This window comes from Haloplanus rubicundus (assembly GCF_003342675.1).
Taxonomy (GTDB): Archaea; Halobacteriota; Halobacteria; order Halobacteriales; family Haloferacaceae; genus Haloplanus; species Haloplanus rubicundus.
Map to the genome: position 1 here is coordinate 1,435,315 of NZ_CP031148.1, position 24,132 is coordinate 1,459,446.

General features: G+C 65.7%; 24 protein-coding genes. 17 read left to right on the top strand and 7 right to left on the bottom strand.

What is annotated here, in order from left to right:
* Window positions 1-34: 34 nt before the first annotated feature.
* Window positions 35-484, bottom strand: coding sequence for a peroxiredoxin (locus DU484_RS08220; protein WP_114585552.1), 450 nt, complete (start codon window positions 482-484; stop codon window positions 35-37).
* A 1,381-nt stretch (window positions 485-1,865) separates the two neighbouring features.
* Here DU484_RS08220 and DU484_RS08230 point away from each other — a divergent pair.
* Window positions 1,866-2,522: a class II aldolase/adducin family protein gene (locus DU484_RS08230; RefSeq protein WP_114605665.1), complete on the top strand. Its 657-nt coding sequence runs from the start codon at window positions 1,866-1,868 to the stop codon at window positions 2,520-2,522.
* Between the two features lie 346 nt (window positions 2,523-2,868).
* On the opposite strand, the gene DU484_RS08235 is transcribed toward DU484_RS08230, so the two are convergent.
* On the bottom strand, window positions 2,869-3,336 hold the full coding sequence (locus tag DU484_RS08235) for an NUDIX hydrolase (protein ID WP_114605666.1): 468 nt from the start codon (window positions 3,334-3,336) through the stop codon (window positions 2,869-2,871).
* A 145-nt stretch (window positions 3,337-3,481) separates the two neighbouring features.
* On the opposite strand from DU484_RS08235, the gene DU484_RS08240 reads away from it, so the two are divergent.
* The 3 genes from DU484_RS08240 to DU484_RS08250 all read left to right on the top strand — a co-directional run bounded on the left by DU484_RS08240 (window position 3,482) and on the right by DU484_RS08250 (window position 6,134).
* Window positions 3,482-4,354: a hypothetical protein gene (locus DU484_RS08240; protein WP_262342903.1), complete on the top strand. Its 873-nt coding sequence runs from the start codon at window positions 3,482-3,484 to the stop codon at window positions 4,352-4,354.
* Window positions 4,355-4,427: 73 nt separating this feature from the next.
* Window positions 4,428-5,657: an MFS transporter gene (locus DU484_RS08245; RefSeq protein ID WP_114605667.1), complete on the top strand. Its 1,230-nt coding sequence runs from the start codon at window positions 4,428-4,430 to the stop codon at window positions 5,655-5,657.
* A 39-nt stretch (window positions 5,658-5,696) separates the two neighbouring features.
* Window positions 5,697-6,134 carry a DUF4112 domain-containing protein gene (locus DU484_RS08250; RefSeq protein WP_114605668.1) on the top strand — a complete coding sequence of 146 codons (438 nt, stop codon included), beginning with the start codon at window positions 5,697-5,699 and terminating at the stop codon, window positions 6,132-6,134.
* 6 nt (window positions 6,135-6,140) lie between these two features.
* Here the strand turns inward: DU484_RS08250 and mtnA are convergent, their stop codons facing one another.
* Window positions 6,141-7,208, bottom strand: coding sequence for an S-methyl-5-thioribose-1-phosphate isomerase (mtnA, locus tag DU484_RS08255; RefSeq protein ID WP_114605669.1), 1,068 nt, complete (start codon window positions 7,206-7,208; stop codon window positions 6,141-6,143).
* A gap of 88 nt (window positions 7,209-7,296) precedes the next feature.
* Here mtnA and DU484_RS08260 point away from each other — a divergent pair, with 88 nt between their 5' ends.
* The 3 genes from DU484_RS08260 to DU484_RS08270 all read left to right on the top strand — a co-directional run bounded on the left by DU484_RS08260 (window position 7,297) and on the right by DU484_RS08270 (window position 8,669).
* Window positions 7,297-7,968: a helix-turn-helix domain-containing protein gene (locus DU484_RS08260; RefSeq protein ID WP_262342904.1), complete on the top strand. Its 672-nt coding sequence runs from the start codon at window positions 7,297-7,299 to the stop codon at window positions 7,966-7,968.
* 77 nt (window positions 7,969-8,045) lie between these two features.
* Window positions 8,046-8,411 carry a DUF7344 domain-containing protein gene (locus DU484_RS08265; RefSeq protein WP_114605670.1) on the top strand — a complete coding sequence of 122 codons (366 nt, stop codon included), beginning with the start codon at window positions 8,046-8,048 and terminating at the stop codon, window positions 8,409-8,411.
* Between the two features lie 36 nt (window positions 8,412-8,447).
* Window positions 8,448-8,669 (top strand): HalOD1 output domain-containing protein, encoded by a 222-nt coding sequence (locus DU484_RS08270; protein ID WP_114585561.1) that lies wholly within the window; start codon window positions 8,448-8,450, stop codon window positions 8,667-8,669.
* 7 nt (window positions 8,670-8,676) lie between these two features.
* Here DU484_RS08270 and DU484_RS08275 read toward each other — a convergent pair whose 3' ends face one another.
* Entirely contained in the window at window positions 8,677-10,167 is a 1,491-nt protein-coding gene (locus DU484_RS08275; protein WP_114605671.1) for a TrkH family potassium uptake protein, read from the bottom strand.
* 129 nt (window positions 10,168-10,296) lie between these two features.
* Between DU484_RS08275 and DU484_RS08280 the strand changes: the two genes are divergently transcribed.
* Window positions 10,297-10,749, top strand: a complete 453-nt coding sequence (locus tag DU484_RS08280) for a VanZ family protein (protein ID WP_114605672.1) — start codon at window positions 10,297-10,299, stop codon at window positions 10,747-10,749.
* A 47-nt stretch (window positions 10,750-10,796) separates the two neighbouring features.
* On the top strand, window positions 10,797-11,348 hold the full coding sequence (locus DU484_RS08285; protein ID WP_114605673.1) for a hypothetical protein: 552 nt from the start codon (window positions 10,797-10,799) through the stop codon (window positions 11,346-11,348).
* Between the two features lie 61 nt (window positions 11,349-11,409).
* On the opposite strand, the gene DU484_RS08290 is transcribed toward DU484_RS08285, so the two are convergent.
* Window positions 11,410-11,928 carry a GbsR/MarR family transcriptional regulator gene (locus DU484_RS08290; RefSeq protein WP_114585565.1) on the bottom strand — a complete coding sequence of 173 codons (519 nt, stop codon included), beginning with the start codon at window positions 11,926-11,928 and terminating at the stop codon, window positions 11,410-11,412.
* A gap of 199 nt (window positions 11,929-12,127) precedes the next feature.
* Between DU484_RS08290 and DU484_RS08295 the strand changes: the two genes are divergently transcribed.
* From DU484_RS08295 to DU484_RS08320, 6 genes are all read left to right on the top strand, one after another.
* A complete protein-coding gene (locus DU484_RS08295; RefSeq protein WP_114585566.1) occupies window positions 12,128-12,340 on the top strand; it encodes a hypothetical protein in 213 nt (70 codons plus the stop codon).
* A 59-nt stretch (window positions 12,341-12,399) separates the two neighbouring features.
* On the top strand, window positions 12,400-13,206 hold the full coding sequence (locus DU484_RS08300; protein ID WP_114585567.1) for an undecaprenyl-diphosphate phosphatase: 807 nt from the start codon (window positions 12,400-12,402) through the stop codon (window positions 13,204-13,206).
* A 128-nt stretch (window positions 13,207-13,334) separates the two neighbouring features.
* A complete protein-coding gene (locus DU484_RS08305; protein ID WP_262342905.1) occupies window positions 13,335-14,777 on the top strand; it encodes a sugar transferase in 1,443 nt (480 codons plus the stop codon).
* Window positions 14,778-14,834: 57 nt separating this feature from the next.
* Window positions 14,835-15,773 carry an NAD-dependent epimerase/dehydratase family protein gene (locus DU484_RS08310; protein WP_114605674.1) on the top strand — a complete coding sequence of 313 codons (939 nt, stop codon included), beginning with the start codon at window positions 14,835-14,837 and terminating at the stop codon, window positions 15,771-15,773.
* Between the two features lie 25 nt (window positions 15,774-15,798).
* The gene (locus tag DU484_RS08315; RefSeq protein WP_114605675.1) at window positions 15,799-18,099 is read left to right on the top strand and encodes an STT3 domain-containing protein; all 2,301 of its coding nucleotides are present in this window, start codon (window positions 15,799-15,801) and stop codon (window positions 18,097-18,099) included.
* An 80-nt stretch (window positions 18,100-18,179) separates the two neighbouring features.
* Window positions 18,180-19,007, top strand: a complete 828-nt coding sequence (locus tag DU484_RS08320) for a hypothetical protein (RefSeq protein ID WP_114605676.1) — start codon at window positions 18,180-18,182, stop codon at window positions 19,005-19,007.
* Window positions 19,008-19,266: 259 nt separating this feature from the next.
* Here the strand turns inward: DU484_RS08320 and DU484_RS08325 are convergent, their stop codons facing one another.
* Both DU484_RS08325 and DU484_RS08330 read right to left on the bottom strand, forming a co-directional pair.
* Entirely contained in the window at window positions 19,267-19,824 is a 558-nt protein-coding gene (locus DU484_RS08325) for a hypothetical protein (RefSeq protein ID WP_114605677.1), read from the bottom strand.
* Between the two features lie 284 nt (window positions 19,825-20,108).
* Window positions 20,109-20,645, bottom strand: a complete 537-nt coding sequence (locus DU484_RS08330) for a DUF7344 domain-containing protein (RefSeq protein WP_114585572.1) — start codon at window positions 20,643-20,645, stop codon at window positions 20,109-20,111.
* Between the two features lie 385 nt (window positions 20,646-21,030).
* Between DU484_RS08330 and DU484_RS08335 the strand changes: the two genes are divergently transcribed.
* Both DU484_RS08335 and DU484_RS20750 read left to right on the top strand, forming a co-directional pair.
* A complete protein-coding gene (locus DU484_RS08335) occupies window positions 21,031-22,032 on the top strand; it encodes a SipW-dependent-type signal peptide-containing protein (protein ID WP_157969541.1) in 1,002 nt (333 codons plus the stop codon).
* 124 nt (window positions 22,033-22,156) lie between these two features.
* On the top strand, window positions 22,157-24,034 hold the full coding sequence (locus DU484_RS20750) for a vWA domain-containing protein (protein ID WP_157969542.1): 1,878 nt from the start codon (window positions 22,157-22,159) through the stop codon (window positions 24,032-24,034).
* The last annotated feature ends 98 nt before the right edge of the window (window positions 24,035-24,132 follow it).

Below are 24,132 nucleotides of genomic sequence, written 5' to 3' on the forward strand. Positions count from 1 at the left end.
GGGTCCCTCGCGGGTCGGGGTTCCCACTGGCCCCTCACTCGCCGGCGACGACGCCGTCGTCGACGAGGTCCTGCAGTACGTCGCGGGCGTGTCCGTCGGGGTCGACGCCGCGGTAGACGCGCTTCACCTCGCCGTCTGCGAGGACGTACGTCACGCGGTCGGCGGTCCCGCCCTCGACGGCGACGCCGAAGGCGGTCGCGACCTCGCCGTCGGGGTCGGCGAGGAGGTCGATATCCAGGTCGTACTTCGCGCGGAAGGCGGCGTGACTCTCGACGTCGTCGGTCGAGACGCCGTAGACGGCGACGCCGGCGTCGCGATACGCCGCCAGTTCCGCGTCGAACCCCTCGGCCTCGACCGTACACCCCGGCGTGTCGTCGCGCGGGTAGAAGTAGAGTACCGTCGGCTCGGCAAAGGAGAGCGTCACCGTCTCTCCGTCGTGATCGGCCGCCGTCACTTCGGGCGCCTCGTCGGTGGCTTGTAGCATGTCCAATCGGACGACGAGGAGCCATTTAGAGGTTGGCGTTGCCGACGGTCCACGACGAACGCGTTCGTCGGACGCGAACAGGTGTCGCTCTCCCCGTCTATCGGCCGCAATCACACCCGTGTGCCGCCCTTCCCGGCACGATGCAACGCTTTCGACCGTCCGTACGCCGCCGAATCGACCGCATGCGGGCGAAGCTTCCGCTCCGAGACTTTTGCATTTTACAAACGAACATCCGACCGACCGACGGGTGCTCGAAGCCGAACGACACTGCCCTCGCGGGGGATGGGCTACCTTCTAATAACAAAAATATCAGTGTTATTCTACCCCTCGTCTGAGGGGTATCCGGTTCGGCAGGGTACGTTCCACGACCCGGCGTGCACTCGTGCCTTCGTCGTTTCGTTCGCGGGGGGAGGCGACGACCGCCGGACCGTTCGGTCGACTGGCGGCGACCCGTTCCCCGGTTCCGAACTCTCGCGTTCGACTGCCTCGACCGACCCCGTTCCTCGCGTCGAGGGCTGGCTTTCGTCGTCGCGACGCACGCCGCCACTCTGTTATCATTTCGCGTACATCCCGTACCGTCGGGCCAGCGTATCCGTCGTCGCCCTCGCCGTAGGCGTCCCCGTGTGTCGGCTGACCGAAAGATTGTTATAGAGAGCCAACGTCGATCGGATCGTTCGGCCCGCAGTGCCTACCGGGGCGTGTGCGATCCACCCGCCCTGCAGCACGCCTCCCCGACGGGGTCGGGCGTCTGTCGCGATCCAGCGCTGCGTCGAGCCGGACGTGGAGTCGATCACTCAATGGCCCGAGTTTCGGGACGGCCGTCGGAACGGCCACACGCCGCTCCGAGGGGTGCCCGTCGTCCCGACGCCTCCTTTCCTCGTGCATCCACGCGCTCGCTTCGGCCGTGCACGCCACCCACTCGACGACGATACGACAGTTCACACGTTTTATAGTTACTAACAATTCTCAATTACACTATATTTCATGTCGCCGAACGCGACGACGACCTCGATCACGGGGCGATGTACGCGACGATCGACCGATAAGCAGCCAAAGGGCCCTCGTCGACCGGCCGAATCTCGTCGTGTCTCTGAGTCACGCTCCGAAACGACCGAAACGACGTGAAAGAGTGTAAACGCACGTCTCGACGCGTTTGAGAGACTACGATAGCGACATGCCTGATCGCAGGTCTCTGGTCGTACACTGACGCCATCATATACGATCTACAGATATAACAGATCGAATATCTTTCGTCCGAAGCGTCGCCGCCGACCGAGCGCTCGGCGTGTCGTCGCGGTGGCTCCTCGTCGCCCGCTCGTGCGTGGAAGGATTCAGGAGGGGTCGCGACCAACCACACCGCGGACGGCCACCCCGACCCACCATGACGGACGACTTACTACACGGCGCAGAACGGACGGCAGTCAGTGACCTCGGCCGCGAACTGCTCGCACAGGGACTGACGACGGGAACCGGCGGCAACCTGAGCCAACTGTGCGCCGACGGTGAAACGGTCGCCATCTCGCCGTCGGGCGTCCCCTACGGGGACGTAACCGCGGCGGACGTTCCGCTCGTCGCCCTCGACGGTGAGCAGGTGGCGGGGGACTTCGACGCCTCCAGCGAGACGCCGATGCATACGGCGCTCTACCGTCGACGGGACGACATCGGCGGCGTCGTCCACACACACTCCCCCTACGCGAGCACGTTCGCCGCGCTCGGCGACCCCATCCCGGCGTCGCACTATCTGATCGCCTTCGCCGGTGATCGGGTTCCAGTCGCGGGGTACGACCGACCCGGAAGCGAGGAACTGGCCGAACTCGCGGCCGAGACGATGGGGACGGAGTACGACGCCTGCCTCCTCCAGAATCACGGGACGATCACCGTCGGCGAGACGGCCGAAGCGGCGTTCGAGGTGGCGCTGATGGTCGAATACTGCGCGCGCATCCACTATCAGGCCATCAGCGTCGGCGAGCCGATCATCCTCCCCGACGAGGAGGTCGACCGTCTCCGCTCGCTGTTCGAGGGCTACGGCCAGCGCTAAGGTCCACCCCGCCGTTCCCCCGGCCCGTCGGGCTGCTTCGGAACGAAGACGTTCCGGATATCAGTGATACTATGAAATCCGAAATATTCGATCTGCACTATCCTCGGCAGAATCAGTCCGCTATCGCGGATATTGACGCTTCAGCGGGTATGAACGCGATATTTTCACCGAATCGACGCACACAGACTCGGAGTGCATCGATCGGCCGATACTGCCGTAAATCGGGCCAAAGGGGAAGTGAACGCCGAATCAGCCGATCGATCCACGAAACGACGTCTCGCCCAAAATACGTTCATATATCAGAATTATCGGACAAAATGTACGATATTCGGTAGTTATGCGACCGTCAGTCGGCGGCCACGCCCGGTCCCGATCCGTCGGCGTCCACGCCGGTCAGCGTGCCGAGGTAGTCGTCGAGGTCGAGGGCGAAACGAGCGTTCGTCCCGAGGTCGAGCCAGGAGAAGGTGAACTCCGACCCGCGTTCGGCACCGGTTCCGGTGACCGTGTGGGTCCACGAATCCCGCGGTTCGTGGACCGGGACGTGATAGAAGTGCCGGACGTACCGCTTCGGCGGCGACTCACGGCGAGTCCACACGTCGGTGACGAGGCGTTCGACGTCCCCGAACGTCGCGAGGCCGCTCTCTTCGACGACTTCGCGATACAGCGCCTCCCGCGGCGTCTCCCCCGGTTCGACGGTTCCTTTCGGTATCTGCAAGCCCTCGTGGCCCGGCCCCTCGAACACCAGCACCTCCGACCCGCCGCGGGTGACGTAGGCACACGCCTTCTGGACGTACGTCGCGCTGTGTGCTAACATGTCACGACGTTTCGGCAGGCCCCGTATAGTAGTGTCCACATATGATCCTAAAGGTGTTCTAGCGCGACACGGCGCTCCCGTTATCGATTCTGACACTGCTGACGCCACCGTTATGGGTGGTTCGTTCCTCCATCTCGACACGGAGATGGCAACCGAATCGAACGCCCGTCCTCGCCACGCCGGCCCGCGTAGCGCGGCGCTCGGCGACCGGATCCGCCCCGCCGACGTCGCACTTCTCGGTTCGGTCCCGGTGACGCTCGGTCTCGTCTCGCTGCTCCCGCGGGCGACGCGTCGGTCCCTCGTCTTCGACTACGCGGCGCCGACGCTGCCCACGGCCTTCGCTTCGGCATTCGTCCATCTCGACCCCGTCCACCTGTTGGTCAACGTGGTCCTGTACGCCCTCCTCGCCGCCACGTCGCTCGCGCTCGACCTCGCGAGCGGGCATCGACGCCGCTTCTACACCGCCTTCCCGACGTTCGTCCTCGTCTTTCCCGTCGTGCTTTCGTATCTGAATCTCGCGGTTCCGCGGTCGGCGACGACGCTCGGCTTCTCCGGGGTGGCGATGGCCTTCGTCGGCTACCTCCCGCTCGCGCTCGCGGACTACCTCGACGCCCGCTTCGGCATCGGTCCCGCGACCCAGCTCGCCCCCGCCCTGTTTCTGTCCAGTCTGGCCCTCGTCGCGGTGTTGAGCGTCCGGTCGGCGTTCGCTCTGGTCGGTGACCGCGCCACCCTCCTGGCTCTCGCGGCGTCGCTCGGTGCCCTTCGGTACGCCCTCGTCGTGGCGGAGCGGTCCGACCTCCGTGCACGCTGCCGGCGCCTCCTCGGGACGCCCGGTGCGGTCGAACTGACCGCCGTCGCCGCCGCGCTCGTGTTCGCGGTGCCGTTCGTCGCGTTCCCGGCGTCACCGGAGCGTGGCGCCGGCGTCCTGAACCTCTACAGCCACCTCCTCGGTTACGCGCTCGGCTTCCTCGTTCCCTTCGTGACCGTGTCGGCGCGCCGATTCGTGGCGGGGTCGTGAGACCGTCGCTCCACAACCGGCAACCGTCGTCTGGTCCCAACCGCTCTTCACGCCGCCGCTCGTTCGACCAGCCGTGACCCGCTCCCGCCGTCGCCTCCACGACGCCCTCGCTCCGCTCCGTGGCGACGGGCGGGGCTGGGTTCTCCTGACCGTCGCCACCGGCTGGCTGTTCACGCTCGGGCTTCGCTTCCTCGTCCCGACGCTCCTCCCGCAGGTCAAGACGACGTTCGCCCTCGACAACGCCGCCGCCGGCTTCGCCGTGACGGTCATCTGGGGCTGTTACGCGCTGATGCAGTTTCCCGCCGGCCTGCTCACCGACCGGGTCGGCGAGCGGACCGTCCTCGCGACGAGTCTCGCGCTCAGCGCCGGGAGTCTCGCCCTCCTCGCCGCGGCGCCACTGTTCGCCGTCTTCCTCCTCGCCGCCGCGGCGTTCGGCGTCGGCTCCGGCCTCTACGGTCCCGCGCGCGGCACGTCGCTCTCGAAGGCGTTCCCGGACAACGACGGCGCCGCCTTCGGCATCACGCTCGCGGCGGGAAGCGTCGGCTCCGCGGTCATCCCGCTCGTCGCGGGCACCGCGGTCGGTGCGCTCGGCTGGCGCCTCCTCGTCGGCGGCACGACGCCCGCGTTCGTGGCCGTGGCCGCGCTCGCGTGGGTGACGCTCCCGGAGCCTATCGGCGCGACGCGGTCCGACGGCGGGTCGACGCCCGTCCCCGGACCGTCCGCCGTCGAGGCGGTTCGCCGCCTCCCGCGCGCCCTCCGTGACCGCAACGTCCTCCTCGCCAGTCTGGCGATCATGTTCTACCTCTTCGCGTTTCAGGGGCTGACCGCCTTCCTCCCGACCTATCTCGTCGCCCACGAGGGGATCGGACAGGGCGTCGCCGGCCCCATCTTCGCGCTCCTGTTCGTCGGCGGCGCCGTCTGCCAGCTCGGCGTCGGCACCGCGGCGGACCGCTACGGCGCCCGCCCCGTCCTCGTCGCCGTCGCGGCCCTCGCCGTCGTCACCCTCCTCGTCGTCCCCGTCGTCGACGGCCGCCTCGCGTGGGCGACCCTGGTCTTCCTGCTCGGCACCCGCATGGCCATCGCCCCCGTGACGAACGCCTACGTCGTGGCGCGACTCCCCGACGACGTGCAGGGTGCAGCGTGGGGCTTTCTCCGCACGTGCCTGTTTCTCGTCGGATCGACCGGCTCCCTGTTCGTCGGCGCGATGGCCGACGCCGGCCGCTTCGACGCCGCCTTCCTCGCGCTCGGCGGCGTCACCGCCGTCGCCGTCGTCTGTTACGCCGGTCTCGTCCCGGGGCAGTGAAGCCACGGGGATTATGCGGCTCGCGCCCGAGAGACGACCATGAGCGACCACCTCGCGTCCGCGTTCGACGCACCGATCGACGACCTGCCCCAGTCGGTCGACCGCGCGGCCGTTCGGCGGCTACGCGTCGTGGCGCGCGTCCTCGACGACAGCGTCCGGATTCCGGGGACTGACTTCCGGATCGGTCTGGACCCGTTGCTCGGCCTCCTCCCCGTCGCCGGCGACGCGGTGAGCGGCGTGCTTTCGCTGTACATCGTCGTCGAGTCGGCCCGCCTCGGCGTTTCCTCCCGGACTCTCGTCCGGATGCTCGCGCACATCGGTATCGACGTGGCCGGCGGCTCGGTGCCAGTCGTCGGCGACCTCTTCGACGCGGCGTGGAAGGCCAACACGCGGAACGTCGGCCTCGCGCTCGCCGACCTGGCCCGCGACGGCTCGACGCCGACGCGGGACGCCGGCGTCGAAATCGAGATCGAGTGACGCCGCTCACGGGGTCGCCCGATCCGCTTCGGCCTCGAAGGCCGCGCGGTCGAGCGGCGGCTCGTACACGCCCGTCTCCGTGACGAGGTAGTCGACGAGTTCCATCGGCGTCGCGTCGAAGGCGGGGTTGTAGACGGCCGTCTCCGGCGGCGCGTTCTGTGTCCCGTAGATCTCTCTGAGTTCGTCGCCGTCGCGCTGTTCGATCTCCACCTCGTCGGCGCTTCGCTCGGTGTCTATCGTCGCGTGCGGCGCGGCGACGACGAACGGCACGTCGTGGCGGTCGGCGAGCACGGCCTGTTTGTACGTGCCGATCTTGTTGAAGACGACTCCCTGATCGCCGAACTCCTCGCCGCCGTCGAGGACGACCCGGTCGGCACCGACGATCACCGCGTCGACCATCCCCTGCTGCATGCACAGCCCGCTGGCGTTGTCGGGGACGAGCGTCGTCTCGACGCCGCGCTCTTGCAGTTCGACGGTCGTGATCCGCGAGCCCTGGTTCAGCGGCCGCGTCTCGTTCGCGATCACGTCGACCCGCTTGCCCGCCTCCTGTGCGGAGTAGACGACCCCGAGCGCCGTCCCCCAGTCGACGGTCGCGAGAGCGCCGGCGTTGCAGTGGGTCATCACCGTGTCGCCGTCGTCGAGGAGTTCGGCGCCGTGTTCCCCGAGCCGCTTGTTCCGTGCCACGTCCACGTCGGCGAGTTCCTCGGCCGCCGCGAGCGTCCGCTCCCGCGCCTCGGGGATCGACGTACAGCTCCGGAGGACGCCGCGCAGCGAGTCCACCTCGCGTGAGAGGTTCACCGCCGTCGGCCGCGCAGTCGCGATGGCCTCGGCGTCGGTCGCCACGGCGTCGACGAACGCCTCGAAGTCGTCGGCGTCGTTCCGGCGCGTCGCGAGGGCGACGCCGTAGGCACCGGCCGCCCCGAGCCCCGAGGCCCCGCGGATTCGCAACATCTCGATGCTCTCGATCAGTTCGGGCACCGTCTCGGCGTGGTACGTAGTGTGCTCCGCGGGGAGTTTCGTCTGGTCGATCATCACGATGCAGTCGCGCTCGTCGTCCCAGGTGATCGTTCTCATGACTAGTGGTAGCGCGGCCCGCATCTTAACCCGCTCGCTCGGGTGCGGGGTGGACGCCCCCTGGTTCTACATGGGTGGAATGCCATCAATGTCCATGGCAGTTATCGCCGAGTTCACCATCGACTCCGATCAGTTCATTCTCGGGCAAGTTCTCGCACTCGACCCGGACACCCACGTCGAAATGGAGCGTGTCGTCCCTGCCTCGGGCCGCGTGATGCCCTACGTCTGGGTACAGGGAGGCGATCTGGACGCGTTCGAAGCCGCCATTCGCGCCAGCGAGTACGTACAGGGTCTCACCGCACTCGACGTCGTCGAGGACAGCGCCCTCTACCGCGTCGAGTGGGACGAACAGGTCGAGAGCCTCATCTACGGCATGGCCGAGACGAACGCGACGATTCTGGAGGCGGCCGGTAACGAGAAGTGGCACTTCCGCATCCGGTTCGACGACCACTCCGGCATGACCGGTTTCCACAACTACTGTACGAGCCACGAAATCCGGTTCCAACTGGATCGAGTCTACACGTTGGCCGAGGATCAGGACGGTGGCTACTCGTTCGACCTGACGAAAGCCCAGCGAAGCGCGCTCGTCACCGCGGTCCAGGACGGCTACTTCGAAGTCCCGCGCCGGACGACCCTCGGCGCAGTCGGCGAGAAACTCGGCGTCACCGAACAGTCGGTTTCCGAAAACCTCCGGCGCGGCGCCAACAAGGTGTTGCGGAAGTCGCTGTTGTCCCCGTCCGCTGCGGACCTTCGACGATGACACACAGGGCTTATTTAAAAATAGCCTGTGATATCAGGCAGTATTCTTAGGCGAGATTGCGACGTACGTTCGTTCGAATGTCTACCCCCACCCACAAGCCGATCGATTGGACGCCGCTCTACGAGTCGCTGGCTAGCGAGACGCGACGGACGGTGCTGCAGTTCCTGACACAGCGGACGGGATGCGTGGACGTTGCGGACGTGACGGACTACCTCCTTCGGACGGCCGACCAGTCTCGGACCGACGAGCGAGCGGCGCAAGTCGAACTGCAGTTGTATCACGGTCACCTGCCACGCCTCGCGGACGCGGGGCTCGTAGAGTGGGATACGGAGCAACGAACCGTCTCGCTGACCGACCTCGGACTCCAGCTTCCGGTCGCGCTTCTCAGACCACAGCTTCTCGGGGCGCCAGCGCGGAGCGCCGTAGAGAGTGCGGGCGACTGACGAACGATGACGGGCAGGACGCCCTCCGACGATTCGATGGATCCCACGAGCACCCGGGTCGTCGACCGCGTCTCGGACGCTCTCGGCCTCGATCCGCTCGACCTCCCCCCGCTCTACGACGCCGTCGACCCCGACGCACTCGACGAACTCACGGGGGACGGGGGCGGGCGATACCGCCTCTCCTTTCCCTTCGCCGGCGTCCGGATCCACGTCTCCGAGACGGGTGACGTTCGGATCGTCGAGTCCGAAGCGGAGTAGTGCCCGATCAAGCACGCCAGTACGACGGCGTCAACAGCACGAACACGGGGATGATCTCGATGCGACCGATCCACATGAGAAACGTCATCGCGAGTTTGGTCGACCGCGGGAAGGGTGCGTAGCTCGCGAACGGGCCGGCGATGCCGAACGCGGGGCCGACGTTGAAGAAGGTGGAGGCGGCGGCGCCCATCGCCTCGAACTCGGTGATGGCGAGGCCGACGCGCGAGGCGTCGATGACGACGAACACCGTCGCGACGATGAAGATGACGAGGCTCACGAGCGTGTACGCGTAGATGTCCCGGATGGTCTCCTCGTCGACGACGTCGCCGCTCAGTCGGACCGGCCGGACGGCGCTCGGCTGGGCGGCGACGAACAGATCGCGGCGGAACGCCTTGAGCACGACCAGCCAGCGGAGCGTCTTGATCGAACACGTCGTGCTCCCGGCCATGCCACCGATGAACATGCAGACGAAGAGGAGATGTTTGGCCGACGACGACCAGAGGTTGAAGTCGGTACTCGCGTAGCCGGTTGTCGTAACGATGGAGACGACCTGAAACAGGGAGTGGCGGGCGACGGCCTCGGCGCTCCCGTACGTCGCGTCGGCCGTCTCCACGAGAGCCACGACGACGGCGAAAAAGGCGAGGATACCGACGTAGAACCGGAACTCGTCGCTCTCGCGGAGGCGACCGACGTTCCCTCGGAGGACGAAGTAGATGAGGACGAAACTCGTCGCGCCGAGGATCATGAACGGGATGATCGCCCACTGAACGGCGGGCGAAAAGGCGGCGATGCTGTCGGCGCGTGGCGAGAACCCGGCCGTCGAGATGGTGGTGAACGCGTGGGCGACGGCGTCGTAGAGCGTCATTTCGGGGGCGAGCCCCCCCAGATGGAGCCCGTAGAGGACGGTCACCTGTAGCCCGGTCAGGCCGAGGTACAGTTTTCCGAGGAGCGTCGCCGTTTCGGAGATGCGCGGCGTGAGCCGGCTGTTGTCTCCCGTCTGGCTCTCCGTCTCCATCAACTGCGCGCCGCCGACGGAGAGCTGTGAGAAGATGGCCGTCGCCAGGACGAGGATGCCGAGACCACCCAACCACTGGAGCAGCGCCCGCCACAGGAGTATCGCCCGCGAGTGGCGGTCGAAGTCGACGACGACGGTCGCACCCGTCGTCGTGATGCCACTCATGCTCTCGAACAGCGCGTTCACCGGGTCGGCCAGCGTCCCCTGCCCCGCGAGGACGAAGGGGACGGCGCCGACGACGGCGACGCCGAGCCAGGTGAGCGACACCATGAGAAAGGCCTCGCGGGCCCGCAGGTCGCTCCGCTCGGTCAGCCGTTCGAGGCCGACGCCGAGGGCGGCGGTGCCGGCCATCGGCACCACGAAGGGAAGGGGGGCGCTCCCGTCGACGAGCGCGATGCCGAACGGGAGCGCGAGCGGCACCCAGAGCCACTTCAGGACCGTCCCGACCAGCCGACAGCTCACCCGCCAGTCGACGCGGATCATCGTGGCACACCGGCCATGTCCATCGGGTCGTGGACGCGAACGGGATTAAGTGATACCCCTTAAGTGGTCTCCCCCTCGTGCGCTCGCGATACCACCCGAGGTTTTGCCGTCCGGCCACGTAGGACACCTATGACCGGCTTCCGCCTCCGACTGCCCCTCGTCCCACGGTGGCTCCGCTGGTCGCTGGTGGTCGCGGTGCTCGCGACCCTCCTCGTCTTCTCCGTCGTTCGCCCGCCGGGAACGACGGGCCGCGCACTCGGTCCGCTGGACGTGTTCCCCCTGACCGCGTGGCTCCACGCCGTCGGCTACGCCGGGCTGGCGTTCGTGCTCGCGTACGCCCTCCAGACCAGTCCGCGGCCGGACTGGCAGGTTCTCTGTGTCGTGTTCGCGTTCGCGACGGCGTACGGCGCCGGTATCGAGCTGATCCAGTCGACGCTCGCCTACCGCACCTTCGACGTGGGGGACATCCTCGTCAACGCCGCCGGCGCGACAGTCGCGGTCACCGGGTGGAAACTGCTCGTGCGACGCGTGCGCTTCTATCGGTGCCGGCGGATCGACGCGCTTCGCCCGCCGCTCGGCTGAGGCGTCTCACCAACCTATATGTCCGTCCGCTCGCCTCGTCCGTACGAATGGCTCCCTACGAGGCGTTCGACGAGGACGTGGAGGTCCATGGCCGAACGATCATCGCCGTCGCCGACGACGCCCTGTCCCGCTTTTCGGACGCCTACCGCGAGACGGCGTTCGACGCCCTCGCGGCCAACGGCATCGAGGACCCCTCCGCCGACGAGTGGTACCCCCAGCAGGCGTGGCTGAACACGTTCGAGGCCATCGCCGCGGAGCTCGAACCGCACATTCTGGACCGACTCGGCGAGCAGATTCCCGACGTGGCCGAGTGGCCAACCGGCGTCTCGTCGGTCGAGGCGGGCCTGCAGTCCATCGACGACGCCTACCGGCGCAACCACCGCGGCGGCGACATCGGCTCTTACGACTTCGAGACGACCGGCGAGCGGACGGGCGAGATGATCTGCGAGAACCCCTACCCCTGCGAGTTCGACCGGGGGTTGATCCGGGCCGTCGCCCGGCGATACGCGCCCGTCGAATCGTTCGTCGTCGTCGAGGAACGTGGCGAGCGGTGTCGACGCGACGGCGACGACGCCTGCGTCTACACCGTCTCCTGGTGACTGAGGGGAGTACCGTCCCCCGATCCGCTCGTCTCGGCGAGCGTCGACGGCGACCGTCCTCTCACTCTTCGTAGGCCTCGATGGCTTCGATCAACTCGGGGACCGAATGGTCCATCGCGAGTTCGAGGAGCGTCTCGAACTCGTCGTAGGTCGCCGCGAGCGCCGCCACGCGGTCGTACGCCGGGTCGTCCTCGTCGATTTCGGCCTCCTCCAGTCGGTCCAGCGCCCGGTCGAGCGTCCGACGGGTCGTCTCCATCTCCCGCGCGACGTACTGCTGGAAGACGTCCTGCACGACGAACCAGAGGTCGGTCTCGGGTTCGAACTGCACGCGCCGGCCGCCGCCGCCGGTCGAGCGCCGGCGAATCAGACCGATGCGCGTGAGTTTCCGCGTCACGTTGCTGATCGTCGACTTCGCGTAGCCCGTCTCTTCGACTAGTTCGGGGATGGACAGCGGCCCCGCGGCGAAGTAGAGCACGCCGTACACCCGGCCGGCGCTCCGGCTCAACCCGTACACCTCGGCCGACCGCTCCATCGATTCGATCACGTCGCGCCGGACCGCCTCGGCGTCGTCCCCGCTCATCGTCGCCCCCCGCAGTGATACTCGGTTCGCCGTGCGTTCACGTCCCTACTCGATGGACCGTAAGTATTAAATCGTTTGGTCCGTTTGTTCGGGATGAGCCGAACAAACAAAACATCCGGCTCATATCCGGCGGCGTCCCCCTCCCCGCTTCGGCCCTCACACGCTCCCCTCCCGACGCCGTCGACATCCTCCCCCACCGATGTTCCCCATCCACACCACCCGCCCCCGACGTGAACGACTCGCCGACCGAGCCGAGAGCGACCCGCTCCTGACGGCCCTGTTCGTCGTTCCCCTCCTCGCTCTCGTCCACCCTGCCGCCCCGGCGCTGGCGGTGCTCCTGCTGTGTGGCCGTCGACTCGACCGGTCCGCCCGCGCCCCGACGGGCCACGGCCGCGTTCGTCGCCCCGCGTAGGCGCCGTCGCCGACCGCCGCTTCCCAACCTTCTATAACCCCTGACAGGTTCCTCCCCGTATGGACCCGCATCTGGTCGCCGTCGTCGTGGGGCTCCTGCAAGGGGTGTTCGAGTGGCTCCCGATCTCCAGCGAGGGCAACATCGCCATCGCCCTGACGGCGCTCGGCACCGCGCCGGGCGTCGCCGTCTCCTACGCCCTCTTCGTCCACCTCGGGACGGCGCTCTCGGCCACCGCGTACTACCGCGACGAGGTGCGGACCGCGCTCGCCTCGTGGTCGTCGCTCCGCCCGGAGTCGGCGTTCGACGGCGAGACGGCGACGCTCTCCTTCGTCGTCCTCGCGACTGCCGCCTCGTCGGCGGTGGGTCTCGTCGCCCTCCTCGCGCTGGACGCGCTCGTGACCGAACTGACCGGTGGCGCGTTCGTCGCGCTCATCGGCGCCCTCCTCGTCGCCACCGGCCTCCTCCAGCGGTTCGCGGACGCTCGGTCGCTGGCGACGCGGGAGACGCCCGACGCCCTCGACGCCGTCCTGGTCGGCGGCCTTCAGGGACTCGCCATCCTCCCCGGCGTCTCCCGCTCCGGCACGACGACGAGTGCCCTCCTCCTGCGGGGCCACGACGGCCCGGCCTCGTTCCGGCTCTCCTTCCTGCTCAGCATCCCCGCCGCGCTCATCGGCGGCACCGTCGGCGTCGTCCGCGGGGGTGGCATCGGCGTCTCGCCCACCGCCGGCGTCGTCGCCCTCGTCGTCGCCGCCGTCGTCGGCTACGCGACCATCGACCTGCTGATGCGGGTCGTCCGTCGAGTCGCGGTCTGGCTCCTCTGTGTGGGCCTCGGCGCCCTCGCCGTCGCCGGCGGCCTGCTCGTTTGACCCCGGTAATTCTCGGTTACCCGGGTTCATGCGCGGCCTACTATCCGGTAGGTCCGGATTACCTTCCGGTCCGAATCGGCCACCAGCGTCAAGAGACACGGTTAACAACTAACTAACCAAATAGCTGTATGCACACTCCACTGGTAATGCTCTCGGGGTGGCGGTATCGATTCACCAGTGGGGTGGGAGCCGCAGCGCTGGTGGTGGGGAGTGTCGGCGTCGCGAACCATCCGGCTGCACAGCGACTGACCGACGTGGTGCCGGTCTTCGGTCGGTTGCCGGCGACGACCCTCTCGAACGGCGACCTCTCGCTCGCCATCGCAACCACGCTGTTCGTCGCCCTCGCTGCCCTCCTCCCACTGTTCAAGCCGCGGCCCCGGCGCGTGCTGGATACGATCATGCTGGTCGAGCGACGGGTGTTCCTCGTCGCCGTCGCCCTCGCGGCCGTCGGCTACTTCGACTACACGTACCGCCTCCCCCGGACCACCCTCGTCCTCACGACGCTCGCCATGGGCGCCCTGCTGCCGGCGTGGTTCGTCGTCATCCGGCGGAGCCCGCGGGTCGATCCCGAGCGGACGGTGGTCGTCGGGGACGATCCGGAAACTATCGACGAGGTAACCTGTGGAACGGACGTCCCCGTCGTCGGCTACGTGGCGCCGTCGCTACTGACCGACGACGCCGGCCGCTCGACTGCAGTCACGGATGGGGGGGCGGCGGCTGATGGCGGGAACGTTCCCAACGCGACGTGTCTCGGTGGTCTTTCCCGTCTCGACGAGATTCTGATTCGCCACGACGCCGACGCCGCCATCCTCGCCTTCTCACGGCCCGATCGCGGCGAATTCTTCGGGACGTTGGATACGTGCTTCGACGTCGGTATCCCGGCCATGGTCCACGACCAGCACGCCGACGCCGTGTTGACGACCGGCGTCGAACGGGACGAGTTCGTCGCCATCGACCTCGAACCCTGGGACCTGCAGGAACGGTTGACCAAGCGACTGTTCGACATATGTTTCGCTGCAACCGCGATGCTCGTCCTCGCTCCCCTGCTGTTCGTCATCGCCGTCGCGATCAAACTCGACAGCCCAGGTCCGGTCCTCTACAGCCAGGAGCGGACAGCCGAGTTCGGTGACACCTTCACAGTCTACAAGTTCCGAAGTATGGTCCCGGAAGCGGAGGCTGACACCGGAGCCGTCCTCAGCGCCGAGGACAGCGGCGACGTCGACCCGCGCGTGACTCGCGTGGGGCGCATCCTTCGGGAAACACATCTCGACGAAATCCCACAGCTCTGGTCGATCCTCGTCGGCGATATGAGCGTCGTTGGCCCACGTCCCGAACGCCCGGAACTCGACGAGGATATCCAGCAGAGCGTTCGCACTTGGCAACAGCGGTGGTTCGTCCGCCCCGGTCTCACTGGCCTCGCACAGATCAACGATGTGGCCAGCACGGAACCTGCAGAGAAACTCCGATACGACGTGGCCTATATCCGAAATCAGTCGTTCTGGTTCGACCTGCGAATCCTCTTGCGCCAGCTCTGGATGGTCGTCAATGATGCCCTCGGATTCCTTCGATAGCATGTCCACCGACGGAACTATCAATATCTCCCTCGACGAACTGATCAGTACACTTCCATGACTTCTCTCGGCCCCACCGATCGTTCGATCCTCGTAACCGGCGGTGCCGGCTTCATCGGTAGCCACCTCGTCGATGCGTTGGTTGCCGACAACGACGTTCGCGTCTTGGATAACTGCTCCCGTGGGTCGCGTTCGACCGCTTCCGACGACGCCGAGTTCGTTGAAGGGGACATTCGGGACGCGGAGACAGTCGATCACGCGTGTTCGGACGTGGATATCGTCTTCCATCAGGCAGCCAACATCAGCGTCGATCGATCCGTGGCAGACCCCATCGAGAGCCACCGGGTGAACGTTGACGGTACGCTGAACGTGCTCGAGGCGGCACGGGACGTGAACGCGCGTGTCGTGTTCGCCTCCAGTGCCGCCGTCTACGGCGAGCCCTCCTCCGTCCCTGTCACGGAATCCCAGCCGAAAACCCCGTCGTCACCGTACGGCGCGGAGAAGCTCTCGGCCGATCGATATATGCGACTGTACGCCGACCTATACGACTTGGACACCGTTGCCCTCCGATATTTCAACGTCTACGGTCCCGGCGGCATCGGAACCGATTACAGCGGCGTCATCGACGCGTTCCTCACCCGTGCTCGAGGGAACGAGGAACTCCCCGTCCACGGCGACGGCACCCAGACGCGAGATTTCGTTCACGTCTCCGACGTCGTTCGGGCAAATCTTCTCGCTGCGGTAACCGAACAGACCGGCGACGCGTACAACGTTGGAACTGGCAAGAGTGTAACGATCAACCGGTTGGCGGAATTGATCGTCGACGTGACGGATTCGTCGTCCGACATCGTCCACACTGAACCCAGAGCTGGCGACATCGACGAGAGCGAGGCGAACATCGAACGGGCATGTGATCAACTCGGCTACGAACCGCGGACGACCCTCCGAGACGGTCTGGAGGCGCTAGTCCACGATACGGCGTCGACGACACGATGACGTTGCAGTTGGCCTGTATGAAATCATGACCGACGATGCCGACTTGGCTTCGCTTCTGGAAACGCGTCCCGACTTCGCATCGAAGCTCGACCGACTGCTCGACGTCGACGCCGAGCAAGACGCGTGGCGGCCGGTAGATGCCGGTGTCGACGACGCGGTGGCAGTCACCCTCGTCGACAGTGGGCACGTCGAGAAGGTCCCCGATGGCTATCGGTTCACCGACCGGGAGACCGTCCGTGCAGCCGTCGACGACTACCGACGCGACGCGTCGGACGACCGCCGCCGCATCCGCGTCCGCACGGCTCTCCTCGTCGCGCTTGCGCTCGTCGTTCTCGTCCGCCTGCCGACGATCCAGGAGGTCTTCCGCGACGACTGGGTCGTCCTCGCCTCGAACGACCCGTACTTCTATCGGTATCTCGTCGATCAGGCGCTCCTAGATGGCCCGCTCCCGTCGCTCCCGGAGCGAGCGCTCCGGGGCGAACCCCTACTCGCCGCGACGCTTGCAGTCGCGGCCTGGCCCTTCGGCGCGGGCACCTGGGGATCGGGGTTCGTCGTCGCCTGGTATCCCGTCGTCGCGGCCGTCGCCACGGCGGCGCTGGTGTACGGTGCCGCGACGCGGCTCACCGACGACGCCCGCGTCGGCCTCGCCGCCGCGGGGCTCCTCGCCGTCACGCCGGCCCACGCATACCGGACGGCCCTCGGCGTCGCCGATCATCACGCCTTCGACTACGTGTGGCTCGCGCTGACGGCGCTGGCCGTGATCGAACTGCTCTCGCGGAGCGAGCGGGACCGCCGAACGTGGCTCGCGGCCGGCGGCCTCGCCGTCGGCGTCGCCGCGCAGGCGCTGGCGTGGGAGGCCGCTCCGCTCCTCCTGCTCCCGCTCGCGCCGGGACTCGCGCTCGCCGCGCTGGTGGAGATTCGTCGCCCCGGCCCCGAACGGCTCGCGCCGGTCGTCGCCGGCCTCGTCGCCGGCGCGGCGCTCGCCCACCTCGTCCACCTGCTGCTCGGCTGGCAGTTCGAAGCCGTCGTCTACGCGCTCGACTTGCTCGCGCTGGGGAGCGTGGGCCTGCTGGCGCTCGTCGTCGTCGTCCGCCGCCTCGACGGCTCGTGGACGTGGCTCGCGGCCGCCGAAGTCGTCCTCGCCATCGCTGCCGTCGTCGCCGTGCGACGGATTCCGGTCGTCTCGACCGAACTGGACGCCGGACTCGACTTCTTCCTCCGGAGTGGGCCGGCGGAACTCGCCGGCGTCGGGGCGAACTACGGCGCCGTCGGCGTCCTCGTCATCCTCGGGTTCGCGTCGGTGCTCGCCGCCCCGATGCTCCCCTTCGCGGCCAAGTGGGGCTGGCAACGGCTCGAATCCGGCTGGTTCGTCGTCGGCGTGTACGCCATCCACTTCGGCGTGCTGGCGGCGCTCCAGCGTCGCTTCGGCGGCGAACTCGCCCCCTTCGCCGCCATCCTCGGCGGCGTCGGCTTCGTGTTGCTCGCGTCGTGGTTCGACCTCGTGAAGCCACCCGTTCCGCGGCGGCTCGCTGGCCGCGATACCGATGGAGCCGTCGCCGCCGACGGGGGCGACGACGACGCCCTCGTCGTTCCCGACCGGACCCGGGTCGCCTTGCTCGCCGGCCTCGCGGGCGTCGCCGTCGGCTCCGGCTCGCTCTACGCCGCACTCATCGACCGCCGACTCGTCATCACCGACGCCACCTACGAGGCGGCGCGCTGGATATCCGAGTACGTCGACGAGCACGACATCCCCTATCCCGAGAGCTACGTCCTCAGCAAGTGGGGCCGCAACCGCGTCTACAACTACTTCGTGAACGGCGAGGCGGCGTCGTACAGCTATGCCGAGCGCACCTACGAGGACTTCCTGTTCTCGAACGACGCCGACTCGTGGCACGAGGAGTTCGCGGACCGCGTGGGGTTCGTGGTCACCCGGGACCTGCCGCATCTCGGCCTGATCTCCGCGTCGACCGTGCAGTCGACGCTCCACGATCGCTTCGGCAGCGCCACGATCAGCAACATCGGCGGTGTCGGTCACTTCCGGGCCGTGTTCGCCACCGACGACGGCGCGCGGAAGGTGTTCCGCGTCGTCCCCGGGGCGACGATCCGCGGCCCTGCACCGGCGGAGACGGCACGCGTTCGACTCGTCGCCGACGTGTCGATCCCCGGCGACGAGTTCGAATACGTCCGACGGGCGACGGTGACCGACGGAACCTTCGAGGTGACGGTCGCCAACCCGGGAACCTATCGAATCGGGCAGGGCGACACGACCGTCGAGGTGTCCGAGCGGGCGGTGCAGGCGGGCGAGGCGGTGACCCTCGACTCCTGACCCGTCCCGAGAAGCGACCGCCATACCGTGCTTAACGAGCAATTATCTATGAGCAGCGAGAGAGTGTACTTGATCGACGCATGTCCTTCAGTGACCGCGTGCATGGCCTCCGCCAGCCGGAGTACACCGGGGAGAATCGTTGTACGCCGTGTACGGTCGTCAATCTCGTCATCGCTGTCGTCGTCAGCGGCCTCGTAGCGACTGTCTTCCCGCCGGCGGCGGTCGCCGTGTTCGTCGTCTCCGTCGCCGCCATCTATCTCCGGGGCTATCTGGTTCCCGGGACGCCGACGTTGACGAAACGCTACCTCCCCGATTCGGTGTTGAAGCTGTTCGACAAGTACGAGCCCCCCGAGCCGCCGGCCCTCGACGACGACGCCGACATCGAGGCGTTCCTGCTCGACGTGGAGGCGGTCGAGGAGTGCCGCGACGGGACGGACCTCTGTCTGACCGACGAGTTCGCTGAGGCGTGGTACGGCCGCATCGAGTCGCTTCGCGACCGGGACGACGACCGGGACAGCGTCGCCGTCCTGTTCGACGGACTCGACGTCGACCGCGACCGGGTCCGTATCGAATCCTACGGGGACGCGTACGACGCGTACATCGACGATACGCGGGTCGGGCAGTGGGAGTCCCGAGCGGCGTATCTGGCCGATATCGCCGCCGAAGCGGAGTTCCGCGAGCGCCATCCAGCGTGGGAGCGCCTCGGCTTCGACGAACGCACGGAAGTGCTCGGCGCGCTCCGCCTGTGGCTGGAGCGGTGTCCGGAGTGTGACGGGCCGGTGACGCTCGGCGAGGACACCGTCGAGTCGTGTTGCCGATCCATCGACGTCATCGCCGCCACCTGCGAGGACTGCGGTGCCCGGGTGTTCGAAGCGCAGTTCTCGCCGGAAGCGATGGCGGCGGGGTGACCGGCGGACTGGTCGTGCTCATCAGCCAAGCGTCATGCCGAGCGCTGTCAGTAGCAGCGCCAATCGTTCTGATGATAGGATGACACGACCACTGGGGGAGTGGTTTGGAAATAACTGTTAGGTTGCTGTTTTCAGATCTAGTAATCGAACCATCGGGATCCGACATCGTGTCGTGGGACAACGCCTGACGGCCGTCTATACGGGTGATATCGAACAGGAAACGAATCGACGAGTCGGTCCCCCCCCTCGAACCAACTCCTCACTCGTCGTGTGCGTCGAGGATGCGCTGGAAGTAGGGCGTCATAACTCGGTGAGCCTGTTGATATTGCCGAGTATCGTGAAGTTCAACACCCAGTGTCCACCGCGCAGGTTCGGCCCCGAACCCCGACTGGCCTTCACGTGGTTTATCAGGGTAGGTCGGATCCTGTAGTGCCACGCGGAGTTCGAGCATCTGAGCGTGCATCATCGGTGTCCAGTAATCTCCACCGACCTTGTGCCGGCGCCACCCCTCGGCCGTTAGTTCGGCGTATTTGGAATCCACTCCTGTAACAGAGGCGCGCTGTTCGAAGGCCTCTTTCACCGGACTCCAGTCTACTCTGCCCAGCCGATCGTAATCAACTTCTCCGTCGACTCGGCATTCGTCTTCCAGATCATCCTTCGCCCACAGTGCATCTACTCGGGCTTTAGCTGCCTGATATGCCTCTTTGTCGTTCAGATGTGAGAACTGAAGTGCGTCCACAGCGGCAAACGCTTCAATCGCATCCTCACGATTCCGACGGTCGTGGTTGACGAAGCCTTGACCTAACTGATCAGCCATATACGACGCTGGTTGTTCTACGTTCGGGGGGAGGTATGGCTCCTCTGACCAGCTACTACGGCTTTCACTCATTGTTCAGCCTATGTTGGATTCCCAGTTGGAATAAGCATTGCTTTGGGAATATCGTTTCAGATAATTAGTGTTGGTTGATTTTGAAGAAGAGAATATGTGCTTTCCAGGCCCAGAATCCACAATATTTATCTTTTCAGCTAGTTCATTCATGCTATTATTTGAGCGCATTCATCAAATAGTATGTACGTTAACTATGATTTATCACATTACTGTTATAATAATTGCTGCAGATACAACCACCGCCGCGACCAGAATTGATAGAGCGTCGACACGGCGATGACGACGAGGAAGAAGCTCGCCCACAGGAGTGGGTCGACGGTCGAGATTAGCGGCGTGTCGGTAGACGCGAGTACGATGCTGAGCAACGAAATCGTCCCGATTGCCCGGTAGTAGGTTGCCCACGTGACACCGTATCGGGTGACGACCTCCATGTACAGATCGACCTGCCGCGCGGATTTGCGGAGGAGGATCGTCTTTCGGTCGCTGTCGTAGTCGACGATCCCCGCGTCGTCGAGTTTGGGGAGGTGCGTCTGGTGGAGGGAGACGTAGACGCTATCGCGGATGTTGCTCGGCGGGGGTGATTCGTTCGTCTCGATTTCGGCGATGTGTTCCGCGAGGTCGCGAAGCGATACCTCCCGCCCCCGATCCTGAAGACACTTGATGACGTTTCTCCGCCGGTCGTTTCGGAGAATGTCGTGGATGTCCGTTTCGGGAAGTACGTCGTCCGTCTGGAGTAGTCCGATGTTCATGTGTAGCGACCGGGTCGACCACAACAACAGGACAAAAGAGCATAGTTATCAGGAGCTTTCTCCGCGGACGGCCGAGCCTGAACACGCGGATAACAGCCAGTTAGCTGGTCTGGTCGGTCCGGATATTTCGGAGTTTCAGGCCGTCTCTGTGGTTAATGTATAATTAAGGCGCGAGCGCTACGCGCGCGCGAATGCCTCGTCGTGCCGTGTCATCCGGGCCGCTAGGGTAATGGGTCCTTTCCCCCGCTTAGTCCGACGTTATGTGAGAGAATTGGTGATTAGCTATGGGGGTAGATGTGTTGGATAGCAGTGTCGGCACACCCACGCTGGTCACGACGACGGTTCGACTCCGTCGGTGGGCATCCCCTCACGGGGGGAACACACCATGACGGACGAACGATTCGACATTTCGCGGCGGAAGGCATTGGCTGCTCTCGGCACCATCGGCGTCGCCTCGGCGGGCGCCGGACTGGGCACGAGCGCGTACTTCTCCGATCAGGAGACGTTCGAGAACAACCAGCTGACGGCCGGCACCCTCGATATGGGCGTGTCGTACTCGGCGCATTACTCGGACTGGAGCGACGACGAGGGCGAGGGCGTCGATGTCAACATGTGGGACGGTCCCGCGAACACGACGGGTACCGCGAACGATCTCACGGACGGCTACACCGGCCTGCCGGCGAACGACGCCTGGCTCATCGAGGTCGACGATCCGGCGCAGTTCCTCGAAAACACGGAAACCCAGTCGTACAACGCGGACACGGAACTCGTCTGTGAGGCCGGCGAAGCGATCTCGCAAGCCGACGACGCTCCCAAGCCCGTCATCGAGCTGGGCGACGTGAAGCCGGGTGACTTCGGCGAGGTTACGTTCAACTTCATCCTGTGTGATAACCCCGGGTACGTCTGGCTGAACGGCGGCCTCGTCAGTGAGAGCGAGAACGGCGTAACCGAACCCGAAGCCGACGACCCGGACGAGATGGCCGGAGTCGTCGAACTCCTCGACGTCGTCAAGGCGGCTGTCTGGATCGACAACGGCAACAACTACCAGGACGGCGACGAGATGATTCCCTCCTCCTACACCGGATCGCTCCGCGACGTGCTGGGCATGATCGAGGGCTCCAACGGGACGCCGCTCCCCGGCAACATGAACGCCGAAGCGGGCGGCGGGACCGGCGAACAGGGTTGCTTCTCCGCCGACGAAGAACACTCCATCGCGTTCGCGTGGTGGGTGCCGGTCGACCACGGCAACGAAATCCAGTCCGACAGCGCGACCTTCGACCTGGGTCTCTACACCGAGCAGTGCCGCCACAACGACGGTAGCGGCCTGAACAACGAGGGCCTCGAAGACGAGGTCGACGACGACGAGGAAGACAACAACGGGACGTAACGGCGCGACCGACCCACTCGGAGACGGCGTTTCCGACGCCGACGGCGGTTCGACTCCGCCGGTGGGCATCCCCTGGATGGGGAGCGAGGCCGCCTCACGGTGGTCAATCGGAGGATACCAAACCATGTCAAACGATTTCGAACTCTCACGGCGGAAGGCGCTCGCCGCGCTCGGCAGCATCGGCGTGGCATCGGCTGGGGCCGGACTCGGTACGTCCGCGTACTTCAGCGATCAGGAAACGTTCGAGAACAACCGGCTCGTGGCGGGCGAGCTGGACCTCAAGATGGACTGGGAGGAGCACTACTCCGACTGGTCGGCGGACGAGAACGATATCCGCGACGGTGAAGGCGAATTCGAAGTGCGGATGGAAGCCCCGGACAACCCCAGTGGATACCGGGAGTTCCCGCCGGGAGCGTCAGAGCCCTTGATCTGGGTTCCTGAACCGTCCGTGGACGACTTCATGGACAATACGTCTATCGAGGGATACCCCGACGCAGACAACGACGGTATCACGGAATTCCCGATAGAAGAAATGAACGGGCGGGCACCGTGCGACTACCTCGCTGATGTGGGTAACGACGATGAGGGCTTAGACCCGGACAGCGACGAACTGGGCCGGACGGATACCGACGACACGCGACTTGACGACGGCTCCCCGGCGCCGCTGATCAATCTGCAGGACGTAAAACCGGGCGACTTCGGGGAGATCACGTTCAGTACCCATCTCTGTGACAACCCCGGCTACCTCTGGATGAACATGCCGGGCGGTCTTGAGGCGAGCGAAAACGGCGTCACTGAACCCGAAGAGGACGACCCGGACGAGGGAGAGGGTGTTGAACTCGTCGAGAAGATTCAGACCGCCCTCTGGTACGATAACAACTGTGACAATCTCATCACGTGTGAAGAGAAAATCGACGTGATGGTCGTGGCCGATACGTCCGGGAGCATCGGAGGTAACCTCGACAACGGTATTCCGGGTGAGGATGTCGACATTCTAGCCAACGCAGCCAATACCTTCTTCACCGAGCTTGAAGCACGAACGACTACTGATGAAGTCCGGGCAGGGTTACTGACATTCAACGGACCGAGTGATGCTGGTGAAGATGATCCGACGGTGTTCAATAGGCCCGCTCTCCGCGCTGGCCTAGGCCCACTCGATCAGTTCGATGTTGACAGCGACGGAAGCCCCGACCTCAGAGAATTCTTACCCACTAGAGGGAGCGGTAACACGCCCACGCCCCACGCGCTGGATCTGGCTCGGAAGGTTCTCAACGATCAGGGTCGACCGGATGCGAAACAAGTTATCGTCCTCGCCACCGACGACAATCCGGATTACGTCGGTGGCGACTCTCCCACCATCCCGTACACCGTTACGGAAGGTGAAGGAAGCCCACTTCCGGCAGGACCGAGCTACACGTCAGAGGTCTACGCTGGCAACAGTGATGGATTCAGTTCTACCACGGAACAAGATGAGACTGCGGATGCAGCTGAAAGCGTCCAACAAGATGGAATAGAAATCCGGGTCGCTGGGATCGGCGTGGATGATCTCGTCCTCCTGAGAGACCGTGTCGCTGGAGATGATGGTGACCAAACTATGGCACAGCCGGACTTCTTCGACGAGGCCACGATTGACAACGTCGTGACAGTTGCTGAAGGAATAGTGCAAGACATTGTCGGAGGAACTGGGCGCTGTGACGAAGTCATCTTTACAGGAAGCCTCGGCGAACTCGAAAACGCCCTCACCGCCAACGGTGGTCGCGGAATTCCGCTCGATGGGGATCGCGGAACCCAGTTCGACGAACTGAACGGGGACGAAAACGACGAGAATCGGGAGTGCTTCCTGGCCTCCGGTACCAACTGCTTCGGCCTCGCCTGGTGGCTCCCCGAGAACCACGGCAACGAGGTCCAGTCCGATTCGGTCCGCTTCGACCTCGGCTTCTACACCGAGCAGTGCCGCCACAACGACGGCAGCGGCATGAACAACGAGAACGTCGACGCCTGATCGCAGACGGCTCGCTCCCCACCCTACCCACGCTGGTGCCGGACGTTCCGGGTTACGCCGGACGCCCCTACGACGGTTCGATTCCGTCGGTGGGCCTA

Excerpts from the sequence above, each read along its gene's own strand:
- DU484_RS08285 (WP_114605673.1), top strand. The coding sequence starts at position 10,797 with ATGGCTCCCTACGAGGCGTTCGACGAGGACGTGGAGGTCCATGGCCGA.
- DU484_RS08325 (WP_114605677.1), bottom strand. The coding sequence starts at position 19,824 with ATGGCTGATCAGTTAGGTCAAGGCTTCGTCAACCACGACCGTCGGAAT.
- DU484_RS08260 (WP_262342904.1), top strand. The coding sequence starts at position 7,297 with ATGTCCATGGCAGTTATCGCCGAGTTCACCATCGACTCCGATCAGTTC.
- DU484_RS08335 (WP_157969541.1), top strand. The coding sequence starts at position 21,031 with ATGACGGACGAACGATTCGACATTTCGCGGCGGAAGGCATTGGCTGCT.
- DU484_RS08230 (WP_114605665.1), top strand. The coding sequence starts at position 1,866 with ATGACGGACGACTTACTACACGGCGCAGAACGGACGGCAGTCAGTGAC.
- DU484_RS08265 (WP_114605670.1), top strand. The coding sequence starts at position 8,046 with ATGTCTACCCCCACCCACAAGCCGATCGATTGGACGCCGCTCTACGAG.
- DU484_RS08290 (WP_114585565.1), bottom strand. The coding sequence starts at position 11,928 with ATGAGCGGGGACGACGCCGAGGCGGTCCGGCGCGACGTGATCGAATCG.
- DU484_RS08305 (WP_262342905.1), top strand. The coding sequence starts at position 13,335 with ATGCACACTCCACTGGTAATGCTCTCGGGGTGGCGGTATCGATTCACC.
- DU484_RS20750 (WP_157969542.1), top strand. The coding sequence starts at position 22,157 with ATGTCAAACGATTTCGAACTCTCACGGCGGAAGGCGCTCGCCGCGCTC.
- mtnA (WP_114605669.1), bottom strand. The coding sequence starts at position 7,208 with ATGAGAACGATCACCTGGGACGACGAGCGCGACTGCATCGTGATGATC.
- DU484_RS08275 (WP_114605671.1), bottom strand. The coding sequence starts at position 10,167 with ATGATCCGCGTCGACTGGCGGGTGAGCTGTCGGCTGGTCGGGACGGTC.
- DU484_RS08270 (WP_114585561.1), top strand. The coding sequence starts at position 8,448 with ATGGATCCCACGAGCACCCGGGTCGTCGACCGCGTCTCGGACGCTCTC.
- DU484_RS08295 (WP_114585566.1), top strand. The coding sequence starts at position 12,128 with ATGTTCCCCATCCACACCACCCGCCCCCGACGTGAACGACTCGCCGAC.
- DU484_RS08250 (WP_114605668.1), top strand. The coding sequence starts at position 5,697 with ATGAGCGACCACCTCGCGTCCGCGTTCGACGCACCGATCGACGACCTG.
- DU484_RS08280 (WP_114605672.1), top strand. The coding sequence starts at position 10,297 with ATGACCGGCTTCCGCCTCCGACTGCCCCTCGTCCCACGGTGGCTCCGC.
- DU484_RS08235 (WP_114605666.1), bottom strand. The coding sequence starts at position 3,336 with ATGTTAGCACACAGCGCGACGTACGTCCAGAAGGCGTGTGCCTACGTC.
- DU484_RS08300 (WP_114585567.1), top strand. The coding sequence starts at position 12,400 with ATGGACCCGCATCTGGTCGCCGTCGTCGTGGGGCTCCTGCAAGGGGTG.
- DU484_RS08220 (WP_114585552.1), bottom strand. The coding sequence starts at position 484 with ATGCTACAAGCCACCGACGAGGCGCCCGAAGTGACGGCGGCCGATCAC.
- DU484_RS08330 (WP_114585572.1), bottom strand. The coding sequence starts at position 20,645 with ATGAACATCGGACTACTCCAGACGGACGACGTACTTCCCGAAACGGAC.
- DU484_RS08320 (WP_114605676.1), top strand. The coding sequence starts at position 18,180 with ATGTCCTTCAGTGACCGCGTGCATGGCCTCCGCCAGCCGGAGTACACC.
- DU484_RS08310 (WP_114605674.1), top strand. The coding sequence starts at position 14,835 with ATGACTTCTCTCGGCCCCACCGATCGTTCGATCCTCGTAACCGGCGGT.
- DU484_RS08315 (WP_114605675.1), top strand. The coding sequence starts at position 15,799 with ATGACCGACGATGCCGACTTGGCTTCGCTTCTGGAAACGCGTCCCGAC.
- DU484_RS08240 (WP_262342903.1), top strand. The coding sequence starts at position 3,482 with ATGGCAACCGAATCGAACGCCCGTCCTCGCCACGCCGGCCCGCGTAGC.